18 protein-coding genes are annotated in these 21,339 nt (G+C 38.8%); 11 read left to right on the top strand and 7 right to left on the bottom strand.

The features are described from left to right. The first annotated feature begins 15 nt into the window (after positions 1 to 15). On the top strand, positions 16 to 456 hold the full coding sequence (locus tag SJY45_RS11980; RefSeq protein ID WP_400070952.1) for a hypothetical protein: 441 nt from the start codon (positions 16 to 18) through the stop codon (positions 454 to 456). 42 nt (positions 457 to 498) lie between these two features. Beyond that, on the top strand, positions 499 to 1,092 hold the full coding sequence (locus SJY45_RS11975) for a DUF1080 domain-containing protein (protein WP_215913652.1): 594 nt from the start codon (positions 499 to 501) through the stop codon (positions 1,090 to 1,092). A gap of 72 nt (positions 1,093 to 1,164) precedes the next feature. Here the strand turns inward: SJY45_RS11975 and SJY45_RS11970 are convergent, their stop codons facing one another. Beyond that, a complete protein-coding gene (locus SJY45_RS11970) occupies positions 1,165 to 2,223 on the bottom strand; it encodes an endonuclease/exonuclease/phosphatase family protein (RefSeq protein WP_400070950.1) in 1,059 nt (352 codons plus the stop codon). 120 nt (positions 2,224 to 2,343) lie between these two features. Between SJY45_RS11970 and SJY45_RS11965 the strand changes: the two genes are divergently transcribed. Beyond that, positions 2,344 to 5,073 (top strand): carboxypeptidase-like regulatory domain-containing protein, encoded by a 2,730-nt coding sequence (locus SJY45_RS11965; RefSeq protein ID WP_400070948.1) that lies wholly within the window; start codon positions 2,344 to 2,346, stop codon positions 5,071 to 5,073. Between the two features lies 1 nt (position 5,074). Next, on the top strand, positions 5,075 to 6,463 hold the full coding sequence (locus SJY45_RS11960) for a DUF5689 domain-containing protein (protein WP_400070947.1): 1,389 nt from the start codon (positions 5,075 to 5,077) through the stop codon (positions 6,461 to 6,463). 9 nt (positions 6,464 to 6,472) lie between these two features. On the opposite strand, the gene SJY45_RS11955 is transcribed toward SJY45_RS11960, so the two are convergent. The 3 genes from SJY45_RS11955 to SJY45_RS11945 form a co-directional block, all read right to left on the bottom strand. Further along, complete coding sequence (locus tag SJY45_RS11955) at positions 6,473 to 6,865, bottom strand: response regulator (protein WP_400070945.1); 393 nt, start codon at positions 6,863 to 6,865, stop codon at positions 6,473 to 6,475. Positions 6,866 to 6,936: 71 nt separating this feature from the next. Further along, complete coding sequence (locus tag SJY45_RS11950; RefSeq protein WP_400070943.1) at positions 6,937 to 7,353, bottom strand: response regulator; 417 nt, start codon at positions 7,351 to 7,353, stop codon at positions 6,937 to 6,939. Next, complete coding sequence (locus SJY45_RS11945; protein WP_400070941.1) at positions 7,350 to 9,554, bottom strand: PAS domain S-box protein; 2,205 nt, start codon at positions 9,552 to 9,554, stop codon at positions 7,350 to 7,352. The genes SJY45_RS11950 and SJY45_RS11945 overlap by 4 nt, the downstream gene beginning before the upstream one ends. 352 nt (positions 9,555 to 9,906) lie before the next feature. Here SJY45_RS11945 and SJY45_RS11940 point away from each other — a divergent pair, with 352 nt between their 5' ends. The 4 genes from SJY45_RS11940 (at position 9,907) to SJY45_RS11925 (ending at position 13,436) form a co-directional block, all read left to right on the top strand. Beyond that, complete coding sequence (locus SJY45_RS11940; protein WP_400070939.1) at positions 9,907 to 11,397, top strand: catalase; 1,491 nt, start codon at positions 9,907 to 9,909, stop codon at positions 11,395 to 11,397. Between the two features lie 155 nt (positions 11,398 to 11,552). After that, positions 11,553 to 12,026 (top strand): ankyrin repeat domain-containing protein, encoded by a 474-nt coding sequence (locus SJY45_RS11935; RefSeq protein ID WP_215913658.1) that lies wholly within the window; start codon positions 11,553 to 11,555, stop codon positions 12,024 to 12,026. Positions 12,027 to 12,039: 13 nt separating this feature from the next. Then, entirely contained in the window at positions 12,040 to 12,654 is a 615-nt protein-coding gene (locus SJY45_RS11930; protein ID WP_400070936.1) for an NUDIX hydrolase N-terminal domain-containing protein, read from the top strand. A gap of 8 nt (positions 12,655 to 12,662) precedes the next feature. After that, a complete protein-coding gene (locus tag SJY45_RS11925; protein ID WP_400070934.1) occupies positions 12,663 to 13,436 on the top strand; it encodes an amidohydrolase in 774 nt (257 codons plus the stop codon). Here SJY45_RS11925 and SJY45_RS11920 read toward each other — a convergent pair. Continuing rightward, complete coding sequence (locus tag SJY45_RS11920) at positions 13,423 to 14,997, bottom strand: Ig-like domain-containing protein (RefSeq protein WP_400070933.1); 1,575 nt, start codon at positions 14,995 to 14,997, stop codon at positions 13,423 to 13,425. The two genes, SJY45_RS11925 and SJY45_RS11920, sit on opposite strands and share 14 nt — an antisense overlap. Positions 14,998 to 15,084: 87 nt before the next feature. Beyond that, on the bottom strand, positions 15,085 to 15,780 hold the full coding sequence (locus tag SJY45_RS11915; RefSeq protein ID WP_400070931.1) for a ComF family protein: 696 nt from the start codon (positions 15,778 to 15,780) through the stop codon (positions 15,085 to 15,087). Between the two features lie 56 nt (positions 15,781 to 15,836). Here SJY45_RS11915 and SJY45_RS11910 point away from each other — a divergent pair, with 56 nt between their 5' ends. Both SJY45_RS11910 and SJY45_RS11905 read left to right on the top strand, forming a co-directional pair. Further along, positions 15,837 to 16,733 carry a hypothetical protein gene (locus SJY45_RS11910; RefSeq protein ID WP_289037397.1) on the top strand — a complete coding sequence of 299 codons (897 nt, stop codon included), beginning with the start codon at positions 15,837 to 15,839 and terminating at the stop codon, positions 16,731 to 16,733. A 37-nt stretch (positions 16,734 to 16,770) separates the two neighbouring features. Next, positions 16,771 to 18,321, top strand: a complete 1,551-nt coding sequence (locus tag SJY45_RS11905) for a glycine--tRNA ligase (protein ID WP_289060612.1) — start codon at positions 16,771 to 16,773, stop codon at positions 18,319 to 18,321. Here SJY45_RS11905 and SJY45_RS11900 read toward each other — a convergent pair. After that, positions 18,318 to 20,399 carry a TonB-dependent receptor family protein gene (locus tag SJY45_RS11900; RefSeq protein ID WP_400070929.1) on the bottom strand — a complete coding sequence of 694 codons (2,082 nt, stop codon included), beginning with the start codon at positions 20,397 to 20,399 and terminating at the stop codon, positions 18,318 to 18,320. The two genes, SJY45_RS11905 and SJY45_RS11900, sit on opposite strands and share 4 nt — an antisense overlap. A gap of 88 nt (positions 20,400 to 20,487) precedes the next feature. Between SJY45_RS11900 and SJY45_RS11895 the strand changes: the two genes are divergently transcribed. After that, positions 20,488 to 21,255: an exodeoxyribonuclease III gene (locus SJY45_RS11895; RefSeq protein ID WP_400070928.1), complete on the top strand. Its 768-nt coding sequence runs from the start codon at positions 20,488 to 20,490 to the stop codon at positions 21,253 to 21,255. Positions 21,256 to 21,339: the final 84 nt, after the last annotated feature.

Here is a 21,339-nt window from a genome sequence, read left to right as displayed (position 1 = left end):
TAAAATATATCTATTATGTACGAAGTTATTCAGGTGGTTCACTCTTATTTGGCCTATGTTGTTCTCGCTCTGCTATTCTTGGCCGTTTCCAACGCCATTATGGGCTGGGTTGGTAACAAAATGTTTACTATGGAAAAGGATTTGCGCCTAAGCCTTTTTACGTTGATTTTGTCGCACATTCAACTATTGGTAGGCTTAATACTATATTTTGTTTCGCCAAGCGGACTTCAAGCTATTCAGGCATTGGGTATGGGCGGTCTTAATTCGGCATCAAGATTATTGGCGGTAGAGCATCCGTTCATAAATATTATCGCCATTGTTTTAATAACAGTGGGGTGGTCTCGTCACAAGAAGTTTGTTGAAGGAGACAAGAAGTTCAAAAGCATTGCTATTTTCTATGGTTTAGGTCTAGTATTTATTCTTAGTCGTATTCCTTGGGGGCAATGGTTTAATTAACTTCCGGGAATCATTTTACTTTGCTAACTCAAACCAACCAACATGAAAAACATTTTAGTATTCGTATTCGCATTTTTTGCGGTCTCTACCTTTGCACAGGAAAAGGAACTTTTTAATGGTAAAAACTTGGACGGATGGACAATTTACGGTACTGAAAAGTGGTATGTAGAAGATGGTCTTTTGGTTTGTGAGAGTGGTCCGGATGAGCAATATGGATATTTGGCTACGGATGAACACTATAAAAATTTTGAGCTAACAGTAGACTTTAGACAGCTGGCAGACGGTAATAGTGGTGTGTTTATTCGTTCTACTGTAGAAGGCACAACGGTTAGTGGTTGGCAAGTAGAGGTGGCACCACCAGGATATTCTACAGGGGGAGTTTACGAATCATATGGCCGAAACTGGCTCATAAAACCGGCACCCGAAAAAGATAAGGCTCTTAAAATGGGCGAGTGGAATACCATGAAAATTCGTGTAAACGGAGATGAGATTACTTCGTGGTTAAACGGTACTGAAATGATTACGCTGACCGACAAAATTATTGGCGCCGGCGAAGGGTCGGTTATTTTACAAATTCATGATGGAGGAGGAATTAAAGTGCAATGGAAAAACATTAAAATTACCGAACTGAAGTAACAATTTTTATAAAAAAAAAATACTTAGAACGACCTATTCATTTTTGTAGAATGATTAGGTCGTTTTAGTTTCTTATTCGGTTGGGGTTTTGTCCATAACAGGTTTTATTAGGTAGATGTAAACCGGAAAATGATCTGAATATCCTTCGGTGTAACTCCCACCGGCATAGGTTCTTTTGGGGTAGCCTTTGTATTGCCCCTTTTTAGTAATTAAATAGGGAGCGTTAAAAACTTTAGCCTTCCAAAATTTATAAAACCTTTCTTTAGGCTGTAAAAGATTTTGAGTAAAGAAAATCTGGTCAAAAAGATTCCATTTGTCCCTGTATGCAAGAGACCCTATTCCCTTTTTATAGAGTTTCTCCATTGGGTTGTAAAGGCCTAGGCTGTCCAATTTGTTGGCCTTACCTTTTGTCTTTAGAATCTTTTTAAAGCTATCATTGGTGGGGTCGTCGTTAAAATCGCCCATGCTAATGATTTTCGCATCGGCATCCAACCGTTGTACAGAGTCTATAATACGTTTACTAAGTTTTGCTGCGGCCATACGGTTGGGCTTACTTCTTGCTTCGCCACCACTTCTGGAAGGCCAATGGTTTACCATAAAATAGAACTGTTCATCGTCTAAAAGTCCGCCAACAATAAGTTGGTCTCTTGTGTAATTTCTTTCGTCATCATCATTAATAAGCAATAGTCTATGACTTGCAGATGAAGTAGGTAAGAACACGGACTTTTTGTACAGCAGGGCAACATCGATCCCGCGTTCATCGGGAGAATCATAATGTACTATCCCATAATCTCTTGAAATTAAATTAGGATGGTGAATTACATCCTCTATAACTTTTCGGTTTTCTACCTCACAAATTCCTATGATGTCTGGGGAAGTTTTACTAGTGTTCAATCCAATTTCCGAAAGAACACGGGAAAGGTGATCAACTTTTTTATTGTAACGTTCAAGTGTCCAGTTATCTTTTCCTTCGGGAGTTCGGTCGTCATCAAATATAAGGGTATCGTTTTCTGTGTCAAATAAGTTCTCAAAATTATAAAATGCAACAGTTCTAATTTTATACAATTTGTCTTCCTGAGAATACCCTCCAAGAGCAAACAATAGTAAGAGTAATGTAAACCTAAAATTCATACAGTTAGATAGATACGAATACCAATTAACGAAAAAACAATGATTTTTGTAGGTATTTCTTGTAGGATAATTTGTGTTTTCGATATCTTGTTAGGGATTCCCGACCATTAAACCCCGTTAATGCGATTATTCCTTTGTGGTACCTTTCTATTTATGTGGCATTTTGCCATATGGTCTCAAGCCAGCTTTTCTGTAGAAGGCACACTTCTTTCATACCGGTCAAAAATTCCTGTTGAAAATGCTAAGATTAACTTGGAAGGTACAAACGTGTATACGGTATCTAATGATGAAGGGGTGTTCGTTCTTTCGATTCAAAATTCAGGGGATTACATTTTAGAGATTGAAGCAACCGATTATATTCTTAAAAGGGTTCCCATTTCTGTGGAAAACGGAAACTTGGATTTAGGTACACTTTACTTGGAGGAAGATATTCAGATAGAACAGGCGGATAACCTTATCTCGTTGAGTGATGCAGAATTGTTGGATGATGAAGTAAGTTCTAATTCCTCCGGCCTGCTCAGGGCAACCAGAGATTTATTTTTGAATAGAGCAGCTTTTGATTTTGGTCAGGCATTTTTTCGGGTGCGTGGATACGATTCACAGAACGGAACGGTGTTGTTGAACGGTATTTCAATGAACAAGTTTTATGATGGTCGTCCTCAGTGGAACAATTGGGGAGGCATGAACGATGTAACCAGAAATCAACAATTTACAAATGGCCTAGAAGCATCGGACTATACTTTTGGGGGTATTTTGGGCAACACCAACATAGATACAAGACCTTCTGGTTTGCGGCCTGGTACGCGTTTATCTACATCATATTCCAACAGGACCTATGCGGGCAGATTAATGGCCACCTATACTTCTGGCGTTCAAAAAAATGGTTTGGCGTATTCGGTTTCTGGTTCAAGGAGGTGGGCGAAACAGGGGTATATAGATGGTACACTATACGACGCATTTTCATTTTTTGGGGCTCTAGAATATCAATTCAATGAAAAGAACAGTATAAACCTTACTGCACTTTGGGCTTCAAATAGACGAGGTCGTTCCTCTGCTATTACAGAGGAGATCTTTGATTTGGCAGGTAAAAAATATAATCCTTATTGGGGGGAGCAGAATGGTGAAATCAGAAACTCTCGAGAGCGAAAAATCTCGGAACCAATTTTTATGCTCAACCATTATTTTAGCTCCGATCGGTTTAGTTTAAATACGGGAATGGTCTACCAGTCCGGTTCTAATTCTAGAAGCCGGTTAGGGTATTATAATGCGCCAAATCCGGACCCAACCTACTATAGGTATTTGCCCAGCTTCTATATCAACTCCCCATTAGGGGCTAATTTTAGTAGTGCTAATGCGGCTAAGGAAGGTTTTTTGAACGAACCACAACTTAATTGGAGTCAGGTTTACACAGCTAACACCAATGGAAATGCCGCTTATGTTTTGTATGATGATGTAGCTGATGATACACAGGTAAGTTTAAATACTGTGGGGAATTTAATTTTAACCGATAGGTTTTTAATGGATTTTGGGTTGAGTTATAAAACCCTGAATTCTGAAAATTATGCTAAAATTAATGATTTGTTGGGAGCGGATTTTCATGCTGATATTGACCCGTTTTCCGAAACACTGAACGATAGTAACGGAACGGTTGAAAAAGGAGAGGATGACATATTCAATTACAATTATAAAATGGAGGTCGATCAGTTTGAGTCGTTCGTTCAATTTAAATATAGTCAAGAAAGGTGGAGTGCATTTATATCCGGTAAATATGCGACTACCAATTACCAACGAGTAGGTCTTTTTAAAAATGATAGATATCCGCAGAGTTCATTGGGAGAAAGTGATGCAGCGGTATTCAATTCATTGGGAGGCAAATCTGGCTTTACTTATAAATTAACGGAAAGACATTGGCTGTCCGTTCACGGTTCCTACATGGCCAGGCCGCCGGTACTTCAAAATGTGTTTATTAACCCACGCGAGAATAATAGCGTTGTACCCAACATTAGTAATGAAATAAATACGACCGTAGACCTTAATTACTTTCTGCGCCTTCCTAAATTAACTGGTAGGCTTACGGGATTTTACACCCGTTTTCAAAATACAACGGATGTAAACTTCTTCTTTGTTGATGCCGGTGTTGGGTCAGACTTCGTTCAAGAGGTTCTCACAGGGCTAGACAAGCTGCATATGGGCACGGAACTAGGTTTGGAATATCAATTGTCGTCAGCAGTAAAATTGACCGCTGTGGCTGCTGTAGGGAAGTATGTATATGCGAGCGACCCAAATGTTGCCATTAATTTTGATACGGCAGGAAGGGAAGAAGACCTTATAAACTTAGAGGGCACGGTAGATTTGGGTGTTGCTCAAATCAAAGATTATAAATTGGCGCAAGGTCCCCAACAAGCTTATGCGATAGGTATAGAGTATCGTGACCCCAAATATTGGTGGGTGGGAGCTACTACTAATTACTTGGCAAATAATTATGCAGGCATATCTACTCTTACCAGGACCCGAAGTTTTTATTTGAATCCTGAAACCAATATCCCGTTTGCGGATGCCACGGAAGAAAATGTAAGTAATGCACTGGCTCAAAGACCGCTGGATAATTTTTACCTGCTGAATTTAGTAGGTGGGAAATCTTGGTTGAAGAACGGAAAATACATCAGTGTTTTTGCAAGTGTCAACAACCTTTTTGATGCCGTGTTCCGGACGGGAGGTTATGAGCAAAGTAGAAATGGTAATTATGGTCAATTCAAGCAAGATAATTTAAGTGGAACACCATCCTTTGCTCCTAAGTATTGGTACGGTTATGGACGCACTTATTTTTTGAACTTGGCATATAGTTTTTAGTATGGTACAGATGGGAGATAGGCATAGATTCAATAAGTTGATTTTTGTTTTTTCGGTTCTTGTAACTGTGTGTTTTAACAGTTGTGTAAAGAGCCGTAATTACGAACAGCCACCAAACGACTGTACTTCAAACCTGACAGCTAATAGTACATATGCAGATGTGAAAAGTCTTTATAAGGGCGATACTTTCCAAATACAAGATGATTTGATAATTGAGGGGTATGTTGTTTCCTCAGATGAAGCTGGAAACTTTTTTAGTGTACTATATTTTCAGGATAGTTCCGTTAATCCAACTGAGGGATTCCAAATAGAAATAGACGTTAGGGACTCGCATTTGTTTTATCCGGTGGGAACAAAAATCGGAATAAAGTTAAAAGGTTTATACCTAGGAAAGAGTAAGGACGTATTTAAGCTAGGAGCTACCTTTACCTCTTTTGGTAATGTTTCGGTGGGGAGGTTACCGGCTGCCATAGTTAATGAACATGTTTTTAGAATTTGTGACGAACAAGTATTTGTTGAGCCTACAGTAATAACAATTTCCGATGTGAAAAAGGAATTGACCAACACGCTCGTTACGCTTACCGACGTAGAGTTGAAGAAAGAGGAACTAGGACAACCTTTTGCACTTGCAGGAGAGGAGACAGAACGTATTCTGGTAGATTGTAACGATAACGAAATTATTATGCTGAACAGCGGGTATTCTGATTTTCAAGCCGATTTTTTGCCGGAGGGTAGAGGAAGCGTAACAGGGATTTTGTTGAGGGAGAATGAAGATTACAGGATTGGCATTCGTAGTGTGCTGGATATAGACTTCAATAAAGAACGCTGTGCCGAGTTGGTAGATGAGTTTACCTCTGAAAATATATTGATTACAGAATTGGCCGATCCGGACAATAATGCTTCGGCCAGGTTTGTTGAGCTTTATAATTCTTCAGATCAAAGTTTAAGTCTTAAAGGCTGGAGGCTAAAGCGGTATACAAATGCAAGCACAGAAGTCAGTTCAGAAATAGACTTGTCCGCTCTAACGATAGATGCAAATGGTTTTATAGTGATTTCACCAAACGCCGGGGAGTTTGAAGCGGTTTATGGATTTCCGCCTGATTTAGGTATAGGAACCAATAGTCCGGCAGATTCTAACGGAGATGATAATCTTGAACTCGTAGATCCATTTGGAAAAGTAATTGATGTATTTGGGGTTGTAGGAGAAGATGGCAGTGGCACCAATCATGAATTTGAAGATGGCCGGGCGTTGCGTAAACCAGAATTTTTGAAAGGAAACGGCAGTTTTGATTTTAATGAATGGTATATATGGAACGACTCGGGAGACATGGGTACAACCAAACAGGTGAAAATAGCACCGGATGATTTTTCCCCAAAAGAGAAAGATTAATTCTAAATTTTAGACTAGGATATTTTGTAAAGCCTCTGCATAAATGGGTTTTATAAGATAATTATTTTCTAACCCAAAGCTTTTGGCGGTTTCAACATCCATAGGGCTTAAAGAAGAAGTCATCATATAAATTGTTGGCTCTTCTAGGTCTTTGGGCCATATTTTACGCATTTCGGTAATAAAATCCCATCCGTCCATCACTGGCATATTAATATCTATTAAAATTAGGGAAGGGAGAGACATTTCACCTTCTATCATTGTTTGAAAACCTTCTATGGCGTCAAGACCGTTTTCATAAATAATGAGTTCTGGCGAGAATTTTAAAGCTTGCATTGCTCTTTTTAATCCAAAAACGGCTATCGCATCATCGTCTATAATACATGTTTTTTCAAAATTGCCCATTCAATAAAGTAATATTCGCTTAGCTCTTGGTTTAATGATTTTGTCCAATCGCCTAAAATAAACAAATAGCCTTAATTACTTACATTTTGAAGAATATTATGAAGATCTTCTATTGAAATAGGTTTTAAAATGTAGTTGTTGACAACTTTGTATTCATGAATTCGGACAACATCACGAGGGTCAACGGACGAACTGATTATATATATGATTATGTTTTCTGCGTTATTATTGGGTAGCTGAACAAACTCATCCAAAAACTCCCACCCGTTCATAATAGGCATATTAATGTCCAGAAAAATCATAGAGGGTAGTTCCTCTCCCTTCTGGGTCATTTCCTTTAATCCATCAAATGCAGCAAGGCCATCGTTATAAACAATAATTTCGTCAGCAAAATCAACCTCGTTCATGATACGTTTGGTGCCGTAGATAAAGATTGGGTCATCGTCTATAATGCAGACGCTCTTAATTTTAGTGATATTCATATTCATGTCAATGGTTTTTTAAAGTGTAGTTTAAAAGTACTTCCTGCATCAACGGCGCTTTCCACCTCAATTGTACCGTTCATAGCTTCTATTTGGTTTTTGGTAATAAAAAGACCAATACCTTTAGCGTCTTTATTGCGATGAAAAGTCTTATACATGCCAAAGAGCTTTTCACGATGTTTTTCCAGGTCTATTCCTAAACCATTGTCTTTAAAAGAAAGAACTACGCCATCTTCTTGGATTTCTGAATTTATTTGAATTAGAGGTTTTCTGTCCGGAGAACTATATTTGAGACTATTTGAGACTAGGTTAAGCACAATACTGTCTATGTAAGCCTGGATGCCACTAACCGTAAGATTTTCAGGAACGTTAGTTTCTAAAATCGCACCTTTTTCTTGGATAAGAAGGTTCAAGTTCTTTTCTACATTTTTTATAGACTCGTATAGGTTAATGCTTTTCATCTTTTCTAAAGAACCGACTTTTACTTGAACTACCTCGTTCAAATGTAGTATGGTTTCGTTGAGACTGTCCGATGCGCCTCTGAGCATACCCAAAAGGTTTTGGCGTTCTTCATCACTTTTTTCTTTGACCAAAAAATTGGTAAGCATAGCCAAATTACTGGAATGTGAGCGTAGATTATGTGATACGATATGGGCAAAGTTTAAGAGACTTTCATTTTGCTCTGAGGTAATATCAACCAAACGTTTTAATTTTTTTTCGTTTTCTATCTGCGGGGTAATATCCGTAATTTGTGAAATGAAGTGTAAAATTTTACCGTTAATATTTTTAACTGCGGTTACGGTCAAAATACCATGAACAATACTGCCGTTTTTGTGGAAATAACGTTTGCCCATCTGGTAACTTGGTATTTCTCCGGCAATAGTTTGGTTCAGTAAATCTATGTCATTCTGTAAATCTTCGGGGTGGGTTATTTGCTGAAAGGTTAATTTAAGAAGCTCTTCTTCTGTGTAGCCTAAACTAGAGCACAGACTTTCGTTTATTTTAATCCATTTGCCAGTTATACTAACAATGGCCATACCTGTATCCGAATTCTCGAAGGCACCAAAAAAAGATTCTTGACTTTTAGTGAGCATCATCTGGGTGTTCTTAAGCTCGGTAATGTCCCAATTGGTCCCTGTCATTTTAATGGCCTTCCCATCAGAATTTCTTTGGGTTACCGCTGAGGCTTTTATGTATCTAGTTTCCCCATTGGGCCAAACAACTCTAAACTCAGTGTCAAATTCTTTTTCTCCGGATATGGCCTTGGCAATCTCTTGATCTCCCCGGGCTTTATCATCAGGGTGCAGGCCTGCTTGCCAAGCTTCGTATTCACCCTTAAAATCATTTTTGTCAATTCCGTAGAGCCGGTACATGTTATCGTCCCACACGAGTTGGTTGTTTATGATATCATAGTCCCATATACCTACATTGGCTCCTTTAGTAGCAACTTCAAGTCTCTGGGTAACCTCGTAATACTTGAGTTGTGTTTTCTTTTTTTCGTCAATATCCTGAAAGGTTCCAAAAATACGTACGCATTTCCCGTCTAGAAACTCAACTTCGCCTTTTGCCCTAACCCATACCTCATTTCCTTTTGCAGTAACGATTATCAACTCTGTATCCCAAGGAGTGCCATCTGTAATGGCATTGGTTACCAAGCTTGTTATCTTTTCTCTATGTTCTCCCTTTTTATAAAAATTTATGCCGGTTTCTAGGTTCGGTTTAAAATCTCTAGGTACTTCATGGATATCTTTGGTTATATTTGTCCAATGCACAAAATTTGTAGACATATCAACCTCCCAGCCACCTATTCGTGCAACGCGTTCAGCCTTAGCATAAAGTTCTTCACTACGTTTTGTTTCGGTTACATCTTCTAGGGTAACTATGAGACCTCCTATTTCGTTGTTATTATTGGTCCAAGCGCTTATTCTCCATTTTAGCCACTGGACTTTGCCATTAGGAAAAATGAATTTTTCTCCCTCGTTAAGATTTTTTAATCCCTTTTCAAGGCATTCATGAAGTACGGATTTTAATTCTTCTGGGGTATTGGAAAGTATATCAAAATAATTTTCGCCTATGATTGATTCATAATCAGGGCAGAAATCGTTTAGCCACACTCTAGAATTTCCTACAAAGCGTAGTTGCGTATCCAAAATAGCAACTGCTGTCGGGGAATCTTTGATTAAGGAAGTTATAGAAAGAGTTTGCAATGTTTAGGGGTTTTATTGTAAAAATAGGACTTAACAATGAATAGTACGTTTCCTTATGAAACATAAGAGACCATATTTAACACAATCCTATATAATTTACGACAATAATATACGAATAATCTGTCATATTTTGTGTTAAGTTGATAAAACCAATTAAGATAAACGGTTGTTTGTTGAAAATTGGATGCATTTACTAGAATTCTTATCTCAATCGACATTATTAATAGTTAAAATCTATTTTAAAATAATATTTTAATATTATTTTTTTATACTGTATTTGTCTCTTTTTGGTACCTTTATTTTGAAAATAATTGATACTCAGTAAATTGAGTGGTTTAAAAAATACTTAGATATGAAGAAAAAATTGACAACATCGGCTGGAGCTCCGGTAGCAAACAACCAGCGCTCAAAAACAGCGGGAGAAAGAGGCCCCGTTGTAGTACAGGACTACAAGCTATTGGAAAAGTTGGCGCACCAAAATCGTGAAAGAATACCGGAACGAGTGGTTCATGCCAAAGGATGGGGTGCTATGGGTACTTTTACGGTAACCCATGATATTTCTAAGTATACATGTGCAAAAATATTCTCTAAAGTAGGTAACCAGATCCCTGTACTTTCACGTTTTTCAACAGTTGCAGGAGAATTGGGCGCTGCAGATACCGAAAGAGATGTACGTGGTTTTTCTTTAAAATTCTATACGGAAGAAGGTAACTGGGATTTGGTAGGTAACAATACTCCGGTTTTCTTCCTAAGGGACGGTTATAAATTCCCAGATTTTATCCATACACAAAAAAGACACCCTAGAACTAACTTACGCTCTCCTGAAGCAATGTGGGACTATTGGTCGCTATCTCCTGAAAGCCTTCATCAGGTAACTATTTTAATGTCTGATCGCGGTATTCCAATTACACCAATGCATATGAACGGATACGGATCGCATACTTTCAGTTTTTGGAACAATGATGGTGAGCGTTTTTGGGTAAAATTCCATTTTAAAACACAGCAAGGCCATAAGCACTATACCAATGAAGAAACTGCTGAGGTTATAGGTCAAACCAGAGAAAAATATCAAGAAGAGCTTTTTGGTGCAATCGAAGCCGGAAACTTCCCAAAATGGACGTTAAAGGTGCAGATTATGCCAGAGGCCGATGCAGAAAAAACACCGTATAACCCGTTTGATCTTACAAAAGTGTGGCCACATGGCGATTATCCGTTAATAGAAGTGGGAGAGCTTGAGCTGAACAAAAACCCAGATAATTATTGGCAGTATATTGAGAATGCCGCTTACTCCCCATCTAACGTAGTGCCAGGTATTGGGTTCTCACCGGACAAGGTGCTACAGGCCCGTATCTTTTCGTATGCCGATGCACATAGGTACCGTTTGGGAACACATTATGAAGCACTTCCCGCCAATGCACCTCTTAATGAAGTAAATCACTATCATAAAGATGGTGCTATGCGATTTTTTAGCAATGACTTTGGAAATCCGGATGCGTATTATGAACCTAATACAAAAGGAGGAGCAGAAGAAGTGCCAAGTGCAGAGGAACCGCCAATGAGAATTAACGGAGATGTTAGACGTTATGAGGAGAACGATACCTTTGGGGATTACAAGCAACCTGGAGATTTGTTCCGTATGTTCAATGATGGTCAAAGACAACGTCTCTTTAATAATATCGCCACTGCCATGGACGGAGTTTCGGAAGAAATAGTGCAAAGACAGTTGAAACATTTTTATGCAGCCGACCCGGCCTATGGAGCAGGTGTTGAAAAGGCACTAAACGATAGAAAAGGAGGGATTGATCCAAATTCCAATGTAAAACCGGAAGAGGTTGGAGCTTAATTTTTAAAATCCATTTCGTAGAAAGTAAAATTGGAGTAATTATTTATAGGGCCGCGGCACATACCGTGGCTCTTTTTTTTAAATTTATAAATTGAAAGGTATAGGGTGTGTTTATTCATTAATCATTCTCAAGACCTACATGATACTAGCAGATTATGAGTGACAAATTTTTTAATGAAATACGCTTGGGCAATACACAAGAGGTAGTCTCAATGCTTAAGGAAAATCCAGAATTGGTAAATACTACAGATCAAAGGGGCTCTACTCCGTTAATTTTGGCTACATATTATGATCAGATAGAGACGGCAGAGGTGCTTTTGAACAATGGGGCTAAAATAGATGCGGTAGATGCTTCAGGAAACACAGCGCTAATGGGCGTATGTTTTAAAGGTTTTGCGGGCATTGCCAAAATGTTGATTGAAAAAGGAGCTAACGTTAATGAACGTAATTCAATGGGGGCAACTTGTCTGATATATGCGGCAACTTTTAATAGACTGGAAATAGCAAAACTGTTATTGGAACATGGAGCGGATACAACGGCAAAAGACGCCAGGGGCAATACGGCGTTTGACCATGCCAAGATGCAAGGCGTTCCAGAACTTATAAGTTTATTGGGTACTAACGATTGATTCAGAGATTTAAATGAAGCAACTGGAGCAGATTAAAAGAATTAAGGCCCTAGCGGAAACGGGTCTTGTTTATGCAGAGGACGAATATAACAGAGAGCGTTATGAAGAGCTTAAGCAAATCGCGCTGCAGTTGATTGCTTCATTGGCGAATAAGCCATTACTAGTTTTAGAGGAATTTTATATGCCCGTTACGGATTATCCAACGCCAAAAGTTGATGTTCGTGGGCTTGTACTGAACGATAAGAATCAGGTTTTAATGGCTAGGGAAAGCATTGATGGTAAATGGACCATACCTGGTGGTTGGGCCGAAGTGGGATACCCACCATCTGCCTGTGTTACTAAAGAAATAGAGGAGGAAACCGGTTTGAGCACCAGTGTTGTAAGATTGTTGGCGGTATATGACAAGCAATCGCACCCGCACCCACCACAACCCTTTTATGTGTATAAGCTTTGCTTTCTATGCCAGCTTACAGGTGGTGAGCTTAATCATGGTTTTGATATGGAAGGGGCCGCTTTTTTTGATATGGACAATTTACCGGAACTTTCAATAGACCGGATTTTGGAATCGCAGCTAAAGCAATTGCATAGCATGGCAGTTGAAAATAAAATTGATGTACATTTTGATTGATTTTTTCTATGGATGAACTATTGAACGTAGCCTTGGTACAGACCTCGTTGAAGTGGGAGGACCCTGAAACCAATAGAGTGGCGCTAGATGCAAAACTAAGAGCTCTTCCTTCTGATGTTGATTTAATAGTCTTTCCGGAAATGTTCACTACCGGATTTACTATGGAGCCACAAAATATCAAAACAGAAGAGGGACAGAAGACATTGGTCTGGATGAAAAAAAAGGCCCAAGAAAACAAAGCAGCTGTTATGGGCAGTATTGTTTTTTCAGAAAATAAAATTTATAAAAATAGGTTGTTCTTTGTTGAGCCGGACGGGAAAACTTCGGTTTATGACAAGCACCATACATTTACTCTTGCGGGCGAGGATAAAGTATATAAGGCAGGCAACGAAAGGCTCATCGTAAATTATAAAGGGTTCAAAATCTGTCCTATGATTTGTTATGATTTGCGTTTCCCTGTCTGGGCAAGAAATACCGTAGATTATGATGTGTTGGTTTATGTGGCCAACTGGCCGGAACCAAGAATTACCGCCTGGGATACTTTGCTAAAAGCACGTGCTATTGAAAATATGAGCTATTGTATAGGTGTCAACAGAATTGGTTCGGATGATGTAGGTCATGCATACCCGGGACATTCCGTAGTGTTTGATAGTTTGGGCAAGGACTTGGCTTTTTCTGAAAATGATGAAATAGTAACGGCGTCATTATCAAAAAAACATATTCAGAACGTGCGCGCCAAGCTTAGGTTTCTGAACGATAGGGACCGTTTTAGTTTGGAATAATAAAAGTTTGTTCCATTTCCCAATTAGCCCTTACTTCAATAACATCAGGGTAGTAGCTAATTTTTTCGGGCTGCTGTTTTTTTAGGAAATTACCCGTATCCCATTTGCTATTGCCATTGGCATCAAAAATAACCCGGATAAGGTATTTGGAAGGTTCAAGATTGTTGAATTCGAACACTTTGGGTTCAGTGGCTATAATTTCCCTTTTTAAAACACCGTTCTCATCGGTTAGCTGAACAATTAAAGGATAGTCACCTCCAGTAATGTTAAATCTCAAATTTCCATAATCCGCATAGCTACTCGTAGATAGGTAGTAAGAGATTGTGTCATTTGCCTGTCCAAAGAAATCCGTAATGGCACCAGGTAAAAGATCTAATTGATAGCTTTGGTTAGGTTCTACGGTAAAATCAATATCAACTTTGTTGTCTATCGTATCCAACTTTGTGGTAAAATTGACAGCCAAGGAGTCTTGGTCCGTCATAAAAAACAGGGTAGAATCAACAGCGCTTATCGGTGTATTGGCCGAAATAAAATAAGGGTCGCTAAAATTAAGAGAACCGTTTTGATTGGGGTTCAGTCTCAACGAATCCGTATCAACTTTTCTGCCCTTAACGGTAAAGGTATCTATGATTTTTAATCTTTCGTTCGTGGCGGTAAAGACTATAGAGTCCATTTCGTAGGGAGTAAACCAAAAATTGAGGGAGTCTTTGTCTTTTTCTTTGAGTATTTTGGTCTTGACGGTATCGGGTATAGATGTTATTGGTTTTATTTCCACATCACTGGCATCGCCATAATAACCAAAAATAATCCTGTTTTTAGCCACCAGACTTGGTACGGCCATACTGTAATTGGGTATTTCCTTAAAAAGGGTCAGTACGTAAGTAGAATCTGTGGGTAAATTTATAGTGTCTTGAAGAAAGGCAATTTTATCTACATTCTGATCGAACATGTTGTTCTTGGCTTCATCTTTTAAGGCAAAAAGTTTGTATTGCCCTTCTTTAAGGTTTTTAAGCTTGAATATAACGGCACTGTCCAAGGTGTTGGTAATGTAGTTTGGAGGTCTTTTAAAGATGGTAGAATCTGTATAGGCCGTATCAATTTCATATAGCATTATGCTAATAAAATCATCCGCTTTTTTCTTAAAAGCATCTTTAACTGCGCCGGTAAGGTCAAGGGAATCAATATAGTCTCCGGTAGAAAAGACATAGGTTAGAAAACTACTGGGGTTACCCTCGTTGTTATCTTGTACACTTTGCCCAAAATTAAGGGTGTATGTTGTGTTTTCGCGTAACGTATCCTTAAATTTCACTTCAAGGTATTTACTTGCGCCGCCCTGTGGGGTTATGTCCGGTTGATACTTTAACGGAGGAGAAACTATGAGTTGTTCCTGAATATCTTTTAGTTTTATAAACTCATCAAAATACAATCGGATACGGCTGGCCTTAAAGTTGGTGGTCATACTATCCGGTTCGGTCTTGGTCAAAGTAGGGGGGGTAAGGTCTTTAGGACCACCACTTGGGCTTCCCCTGCGCGCACATTGCCATAGAACGGCAACAATCATGAATAGAAATAAAAAGGTGAAAAACCGGCGGACCATATTAACTGAACTATGGCACAAAGAAACAACTAATTTTCTTTAATTCCACACTTAAGGTACAACCGCCATACTGGCAATAAATATTGTAGTATTTGGTACTTGGGCTAATGTTCTAGCACATATTTCCATGGTGGCACCGGTAGTGATAACATCATCTACCAAAAGAATACGCTTGTCTTTTAGTGAGTTAAAGTCTGAGAGAGTGTACAGGTCTTTTTTATTTTGCCATCTGCCTATTCTCCCCTTTTTGGTCTGTGTTTTTGTATTTGCTGTTTTTATCAAAATGTGGTCAACATAGTCTGCGTTTAGGTGAAACGCCAAACGCTGTGCAAAAGAAGCTATTTGGTTGTAACCGCGTTGTCTTAGTTTTTTCTTGTGCAGGGGAACGGGAATTACCAGGTCTATTGCGTTGGTAAGTTCATTGTTTTCCTTTAGAAGTTGCCCGTACCAGTCCCCTAAAAATGTACCCACTTCTTCCTGATTTTTATATTTTAAATGGTGTATAAGCTCGCGAACGATACCTTTTTCGTAGAAAAAAAGCATGGAACTTGCTTTTTTTATGTTAATTCTGCCATAAAATATACGGTCAACGGGGTTTTCGTCGTTAAAAGTATAATCGGTAAGCGGCAAATCGTTTCGGCAAATGGTACAGATGAGTTTCTCTCCTCTGTTTAAATGAACATTACATCCAAAACACACCCGTGGTGCTAAGACCGAATTGATATCATTTAGTATATTTGTTAACATTTTAAACACCAAACCTTAGCCTTAGCGCAACCTACCTTAAAGCCCCATACGCCCCAATGGACGTTCAAGATACTAAATTTAACTACAAGATAATACTTACTGCCCTAGTTGCAGTTATCATAGGTATCTTAATAGCATTTTACTATAGCTATGCACAATCTAGAAGTCAGATTGTTTTCTTGGAACAAGAAAAAGAGCTGCTGGTAAAAGACCTTACCATAATGAAAACCGATGTTGATAGACTTTCGGCACTTAATGAGGTAAATGAAATTGAGCTAGAAAGTTCAAAATATAGGGTGCAACAATTGTTGGATTCCGTTGGTCGCTTAAATTTTACCGTAGAAAAACTTAGGGAATATAAAACCGAGTTACGCAGGTTGGAAGCCAAGAACGATAGTTTAAAGCTTAAGAACAATTTCTTGAGGTACAACAATATGCTTCTTTCTGATAAATATGAGGAAACCAAGAAGCAAATAGAGGTTTTACGAGGAAAAAGTAGTTCCCTTGCCGAAGCTGAGGCTCTTCAAAGAAAAAAGATTAGCGAGTTGAACAAGGAACTCAAAGCTAAAAAATACTTGGCCTTACAGAATACGGAAGGCAGTGGTTTTCGTTTACGCTCGGGCAAACCAATAAAAACCAATAAAGCATCACTTATTGAAAAATTGCGTGGTTGTGTTACCGTAGCTGCGGACGGCCACGAACTAAATGCCGAAAAGGTAATCTACTTCCAATTTTTGGACCCAAATATGCGGGTTATAGAAGATAATGCAAACACCATATCCGTAAACGGGAATATTTATAGCAAGCGAGTGGCGTTTGTTTTTAGTGGGGAAGAAACCAATGTTTGTGACTTCATTACTTTGCCTCAAGGATCTTTAGAGGAAGGTATTTATAGGTTGAATGTTTTTGAAAACCAAAAACTTCTGTCTTCAAGTGAATTTGAATTAAAATAAATTTTTACTCATTGCCCTAATATTCTATTTTTGCCGCATGGCAAAACAAGAAGATGATTTTAAGAGGGTAATTTCCCATGCAAAGGAATACGGTTACGTATTTCAATCTAGCGAAATATATGATGGATTAAGTGCCGTTTATGACTACGCACAGAACGGTTCCGAACTTAAGAAAAATATACGGGACTACTGGTGGAAAGCAATGGTGCAGCTTAATGACAATATTGTAGGTATTGATGCCGCGATTTTTATGCACCCTACTACTTGGAAAGCCTCCGGACATGTAGATGCCTTTAGTGATCCGTTAATAGATAACAAGGATTCCAAAAAGAGATACCGTGCAGATGTTCTTGTTGAAGACCATGTTGCAAAAATTGAGGGTAAAATAGAAAAGGAAGTGGCTAAAGCCGCTAAGCGCTTTGGTGATAAGTTTGATAAAGAACAGTTTTTGGCAACCAACCCACGAGTGGTGGAGTACCAAGAACAAGCAACTTCAATTTTGAAAAGACTAGGTAGGTCTTTGGAGAATGAAGATTTGGCAGACGTTAAAAAACTTATTGAGGAGTTGGATATTTCTTGCCCTATGTCAGGTTCTAAAAATTGGACAGACGTAAAACAGTTTAACCTCATGTTCGGAACTAAGTTAGGGGCTACTGCAGAGACTGCTATGGACCTTTACTTACGTCCGGAAACGGCACAAGGTATTTTCGTGAACTTCTTGAACGTTCAGAAAACCGGAAGAATGAAAATTCCTTTTGGGATAGCCCAAACAGGAAAAGCGTTCCGTAATGAAATTGTGGCGCGCCAATTTATTTTCCGTATGCGGGAGTTTGAGCAAATGGAAATGCAATTTTTCATTAAGCCGGGTACACAGCAGGAATGGTATGAAAAATGGAAGGAGAACCGTTTAAAATGGCACCTTTCCCTAGGTCTTGGTGAAGAAAATTATCGTTTTCATGACCATGAGAAATTGGCGCACTACGCAGATGCTGCCGCAGATATAGAATTCCGGTTTCCTTTTGGCTTTAAGGAATTGGAAGGAATACACTCAAGAACTGATTTTGATTTGTCTAGCCACGAGAAATTCTCCGGAAAAAAACTACAATATTTTGATCCGGAAACCAGAGAAAGCTACGTGCCTTACGTATTGGAAACTTCAATAGGTTTGGATCGTATGTTTTTGGCCGTATTCTCTAATTCGTTAAGGGAAGAGCAGCTGGAAAACGGTTCGGTTAGAACGGTCTTAAAATTACCGGCTGTTTTGGCTCCTACCAAAGCGGCTATATTTCCATTGGTGAAAAAAGATGGTCTACCAGAAATAGCCCATAAAATAGTTGATGACCTTAAATGGGATTTCAATGTAATATATGATGAAAAAGATGCTGTTGGGCGTCGTTACAGAAGGCAGGATGCCAATGGTACTCCATTCTGTATAACGGTTGATCACCAAACGGTAGAGGATAATACCGTTACTATTCGTCATCGTGACTCAATGGAGCAGGAACGTGTTGACATATCTAGCTTAAGGTCAATTATTCACAAAGCGGTAGACATGAAAAGCTGGTTAATGAAAATGCAAGAAGCTTAAATTTTCATTCCTAATTTTAAGCCTCCATACCAATTACGTCCGTTTCCTGGGTAATAATAGCGCGGTTCACTGCCGCCAAACCCTGTGGCGTTAATAAGAACGGATTGGGCATATTTGGTGTCAAAAATGTTGTTGACCCCAAAATCAAACCCAATAGAGAAGCGGGCGGATAATTGTTTTCTATAACCAATTTTTGAGTTAAACACATTAAATTCGTCACTGTAGAGGGTGTTGGCATCTGTCAATGATATTTGATCTACATATTGGTGGGTTGTGTTCCAATAAAAACCGTTTTTCATTTGTAATTGTAAGCCAGAATTTAATCTGTTTTTAGGAACACCTGTTAACGGGTTTCCTGAAAAATCGTTGTCTTCATCAATAAATTCTACAAAGCTAAAATCGCTTAAAGTATAATTTATAAAAGGTCTGAGTTGCAGTTGTGGCGATAGTTTAATGGCGTAGCTTAACTCTAGGTCTATTCCTTGATGCTTGGTGCTTCCTGCATTTTTTCCAACATATTGATCCTCGCCAATGCGTTGGTCTACTAGAAGGTTTTTGATGTCCATGCGGTAGATAGCCACGTCTACCCGAAAGTTTTTATTGAAAAAATTAAACAGTCCGCCTATTTCATAATTCATGCCTGTTTCTTGTGCAATATCAGGATTAATTACGCCTTCCGGGGTAAGAGATCGTTCTAAGCTTGGATTGGAAAAACCTCGGCTAACATTGACGTATATGGAATGGTCCGTATTCAGATGATAACTTACGTCAAGACTGGGTAATACAATGGCACTAAAATTACGTTTTGCACTTTTATTATCTGAGCCGGTATTGAACTGGTCCCTAAAGTCATAATGCGTTTTGTTAATGTTAAGGCCTATTTGGGCCGTTAGTTTATTGGTAAAGGGTAGGGTCAAAGATCCAAAACTATTAAATTTTCTACGGAATTCTTTGTTTCTGCTAATGCGCATTCCCTTCAGGCTGCCATTACCGTTATTCTCTTGGTATAAATTTTCAAATGTGCCCCAATTGTATTCGTCTTTGTACAGTTCGGCCCCAAAAGTATATTCGGCCTTCCCTTGGAGAAAATTAAAATCGCCAAGAAATCTACTTCTAAAACCATACCCATTGGTAATTTCATCCAGAATGTTGAAGGGTCTTGGCTCATAATGATCAAGATAAGTATAGAAGATACTGGTGGTGTTTTTTAATCGTGAGCTAAATTTATGTTGGTAAGAGAGTCCGGCAAGGGTGTAGTTGTTGTCTTCAAAGCCTTGAGAAGATTTCCATGTAAAAGCTGCTTGTTTCGGGTTTTCGTCAAAAGCAGATCTACTTAAAGAGCTTGGTATTTGTGCAGAATAATCAATATGGTTCAATAAAAAAGAAAAGGTGTTTTTAGGGTTGATTTTATACGAAGTATTAATCAAAATTCCATCGCGCTCAAACTTGTTGTTTTCACGATATCCATCCGTTTCCATATGCCCATACCGTAGCATCAGGGAGAGTTTTTTGTCTGAATGCGAGAATCTAAGATTGTTCTTCAAGAGCCCGTACGAACCTGCTGTAAAACTATTTTCAAGACTAGAGGTTTCTTTCAGATTTTTGTCGGACCGTAGAATGATAGCTCCGCCAAGACCTGTGCCATAGGCTGTGCCTTTTGGTCCTTTAATAACTTCTATGCCGTCCAGATTTTCTAGGTCATAGGTCTCAATGGTAGAAGCGCCCGTGCCATTTGTTACAGGAATATCATTATAATAAAGTTGAAGCTTGTCCGTCCCGAACTGGGCACGGGCCCCGATACCTCTAATCGTAATTTTATTTGTGTTCAAAGCTCCCGAAAGCACAAATACCCCAGGAATCTGGTTAATGGCAGAAACCATATCTACAGGACTATAGTTCTGAAAACTTTTTGAGCCTATAATGGTAGAAGGAACAATTCCTGTAGCTTGTTTTTTTAGGATGGTGTCCGTTAGAATTACTTCTTCTAACACGGTAATACTATCTTTTTGAATTGGGCTTTGCGCATTTGCAAGTTGTATAAAAAGTAAAAGGGTAAGGGCTGAAAAAATAGGCTTCATTTGGGGCTTTTGTTAGAAGTGCGTAAAAATAGGAAACTTCACGGGCTTCTTGGTCCACAATGCTTATTTTCGTAAAAAAGTAACAGACGTGAAAATAGTATCGTATAACGTAAATGGCATACGTGCCGCATTGAATAAAGGTTTTAAAGAGTGGTTGCAAACGGTTGGTCCGGATGTGGTCTGTCTTCAGGAGATAAAAGCGATGGAGGAGCAACTAGACCTCTCACTTTTTGAAGAGGCCGGTTATAAGTACAATTATTGGTTTAGTGCTCAGAAAAAAGGGTATAGCGGAACCGCTATTTTGTCTAAAAAACAACCGGATGCCATCCAAAAGGGAACAGGTATAGATTACATGGATTTTGAAGGAAGGAATATCAGGGCGGATTTTGGAGATATTTCTATAATGAGCATGTACTTGCCATCGGGCACGAATTTAGCTCGGTTGGACCATAAATTAATGTATATGGCAGATTTTCAGAAATATGCCGATGAACTTAGGAAAACACATCCTAACCTCATTGTCTTGGGCGATTATAACATTTGCCATGAGGCCATAGATATTCATGACCCTGTTCGTAACAAAAATGTATCAGGATTTTTACCGGTTGAGCGGGAGTGGATAGGCAATTTTATGGAAAGTGGATTTATAGACAGTTTTAGGCATTTTAATAAAGAACCGGACAACTATACCTGGTGGAGTTATCGGGCTAATGCCAGAAATAATAATAAAGGATGGCGTTTGGATTATGCCATGGTGGCAGAACCTTTAAGAGATCGGTTAAAGAGGTCTGTTATTCTTTCTGAAGCAAAACATAGTGACCATTGTCCTATTTTGGTTGAGGTAGACAAGCCTTAGTGTGGTAAATGAGATTGATTGGCACGTAATAAATGAGCTTTTGGGCGATTTTTAGATAACATTCGATAAGGGGTTTTTCCTAAC

Source organism: Zobellia russellii, from assembly GCF_044597075.1.
GTDB lineage: Bacteria > Bacteroidota > Bacteroidia > Flavobacteriales > Flavobacteriaceae > Zobellia > Zobellia russellii.
This window is presented reverse-complemented; position numbering and strand designations above follow the sequence as displayed.

Coding starts and splice junctions, on each gene's coding strand:
- SJY45_RS11980 (WP_400070952.1), top strand. CDS start 16: ATGTACGAAGTTATTCAGGTGGTTCACTCTTATTTGGCCTATGTTGTT.
- SJY45_RS11975 (WP_215913652.1), top strand. CDS start 499: ATGAAAAACATTTTAGTATTCGTATTCGCATTTTTTGCGGTCTCTACC.
- SJY45_RS11970 (WP_400070950.1), bottom strand. CDS start 2,223: ATGAATTTTAGGTTTACATTACTCTTACTATTGTTTGCTCTTGGAGGG.
- SJY45_RS11965 (WP_400070948.1), top strand. CDS start 2,344: ATGCGATTATTCCTTTGTGGTACCTTTCTATTTATGTGGCATTTTGCC.
- SJY45_RS11960 (WP_400070947.1), top strand. CDS start 5,075: ATGGTACAGATGGGAGATAGGCATAGATTCAATAAGTTGATTTTTGTT.
- SJY45_RS11955 (WP_400070945.1), bottom strand. CDS start 6,865: ATGGGCAATTTTGAAAAAACATGTATTATAGACGATGATGCGATAGCC.
- SJY45_RS11950 (WP_400070943.1), bottom strand. CDS start 7,353: ATGAATATGAATATCACTAAAATTAAGAGCGTCTGCATTATAGACGAT.
- SJY45_RS11940 (WP_400070939.1), top strand. CDS start 9,907: ATGAAGAAAAAATTGACAACATCGGCTGGAGCTCCGGTAGCAAACAAC.
- SJY45_RS11935 (WP_215913658.1), top strand. CDS start 11,553: ATGAGTGACAAATTTTTTAATGAAATACGCTTGGGCAATACACAAGAG.
- SJY45_RS11930 (WP_400070936.1), top strand. CDS start 12,040: ATGAAGCAACTGGAGCAGATTAAAAGAATTAAGGCCCTAGCGGAAACG.
- SJY45_RS11925 (WP_400070934.1), top strand. CDS start 12,663: ATGGATGAACTATTGAACGTAGCCTTGGTACAGACCTCGTTGAAGTGG.
- SJY45_RS11920 (WP_400070933.1), bottom strand. CDS start 14,997: ATGATTGTTGCCGTTCTATGGCAATGTGCGCGCAGGGGAAGCCCAAGT.
- SJY45_RS11915 (WP_400070931.1), bottom strand. CDS start 15,780: ATGTTAACAAATATACTAAATGATATCAATTCGGTCTTAGCACCACGG.
- SJY45_RS11910 (WP_289037397.1), top strand. CDS start 15,837: ATGGACGTTCAAGATACTAAATTTAACTACAAGATAATACTTACTGCC.
- SJY45_RS11905 (WP_289060612.1), top strand. CDS start 16,771: ATGGCAAAACAAGAAGATGATTTTAAGAGGGTAATTTCCCATGCAAAG.
- SJY45_RS11900 (WP_400070929.1), bottom strand. CDS start 20,399: ATGAAGCCTATTTTTTCAGCCCTTACCCTTTTACTTTTTATACAACTT.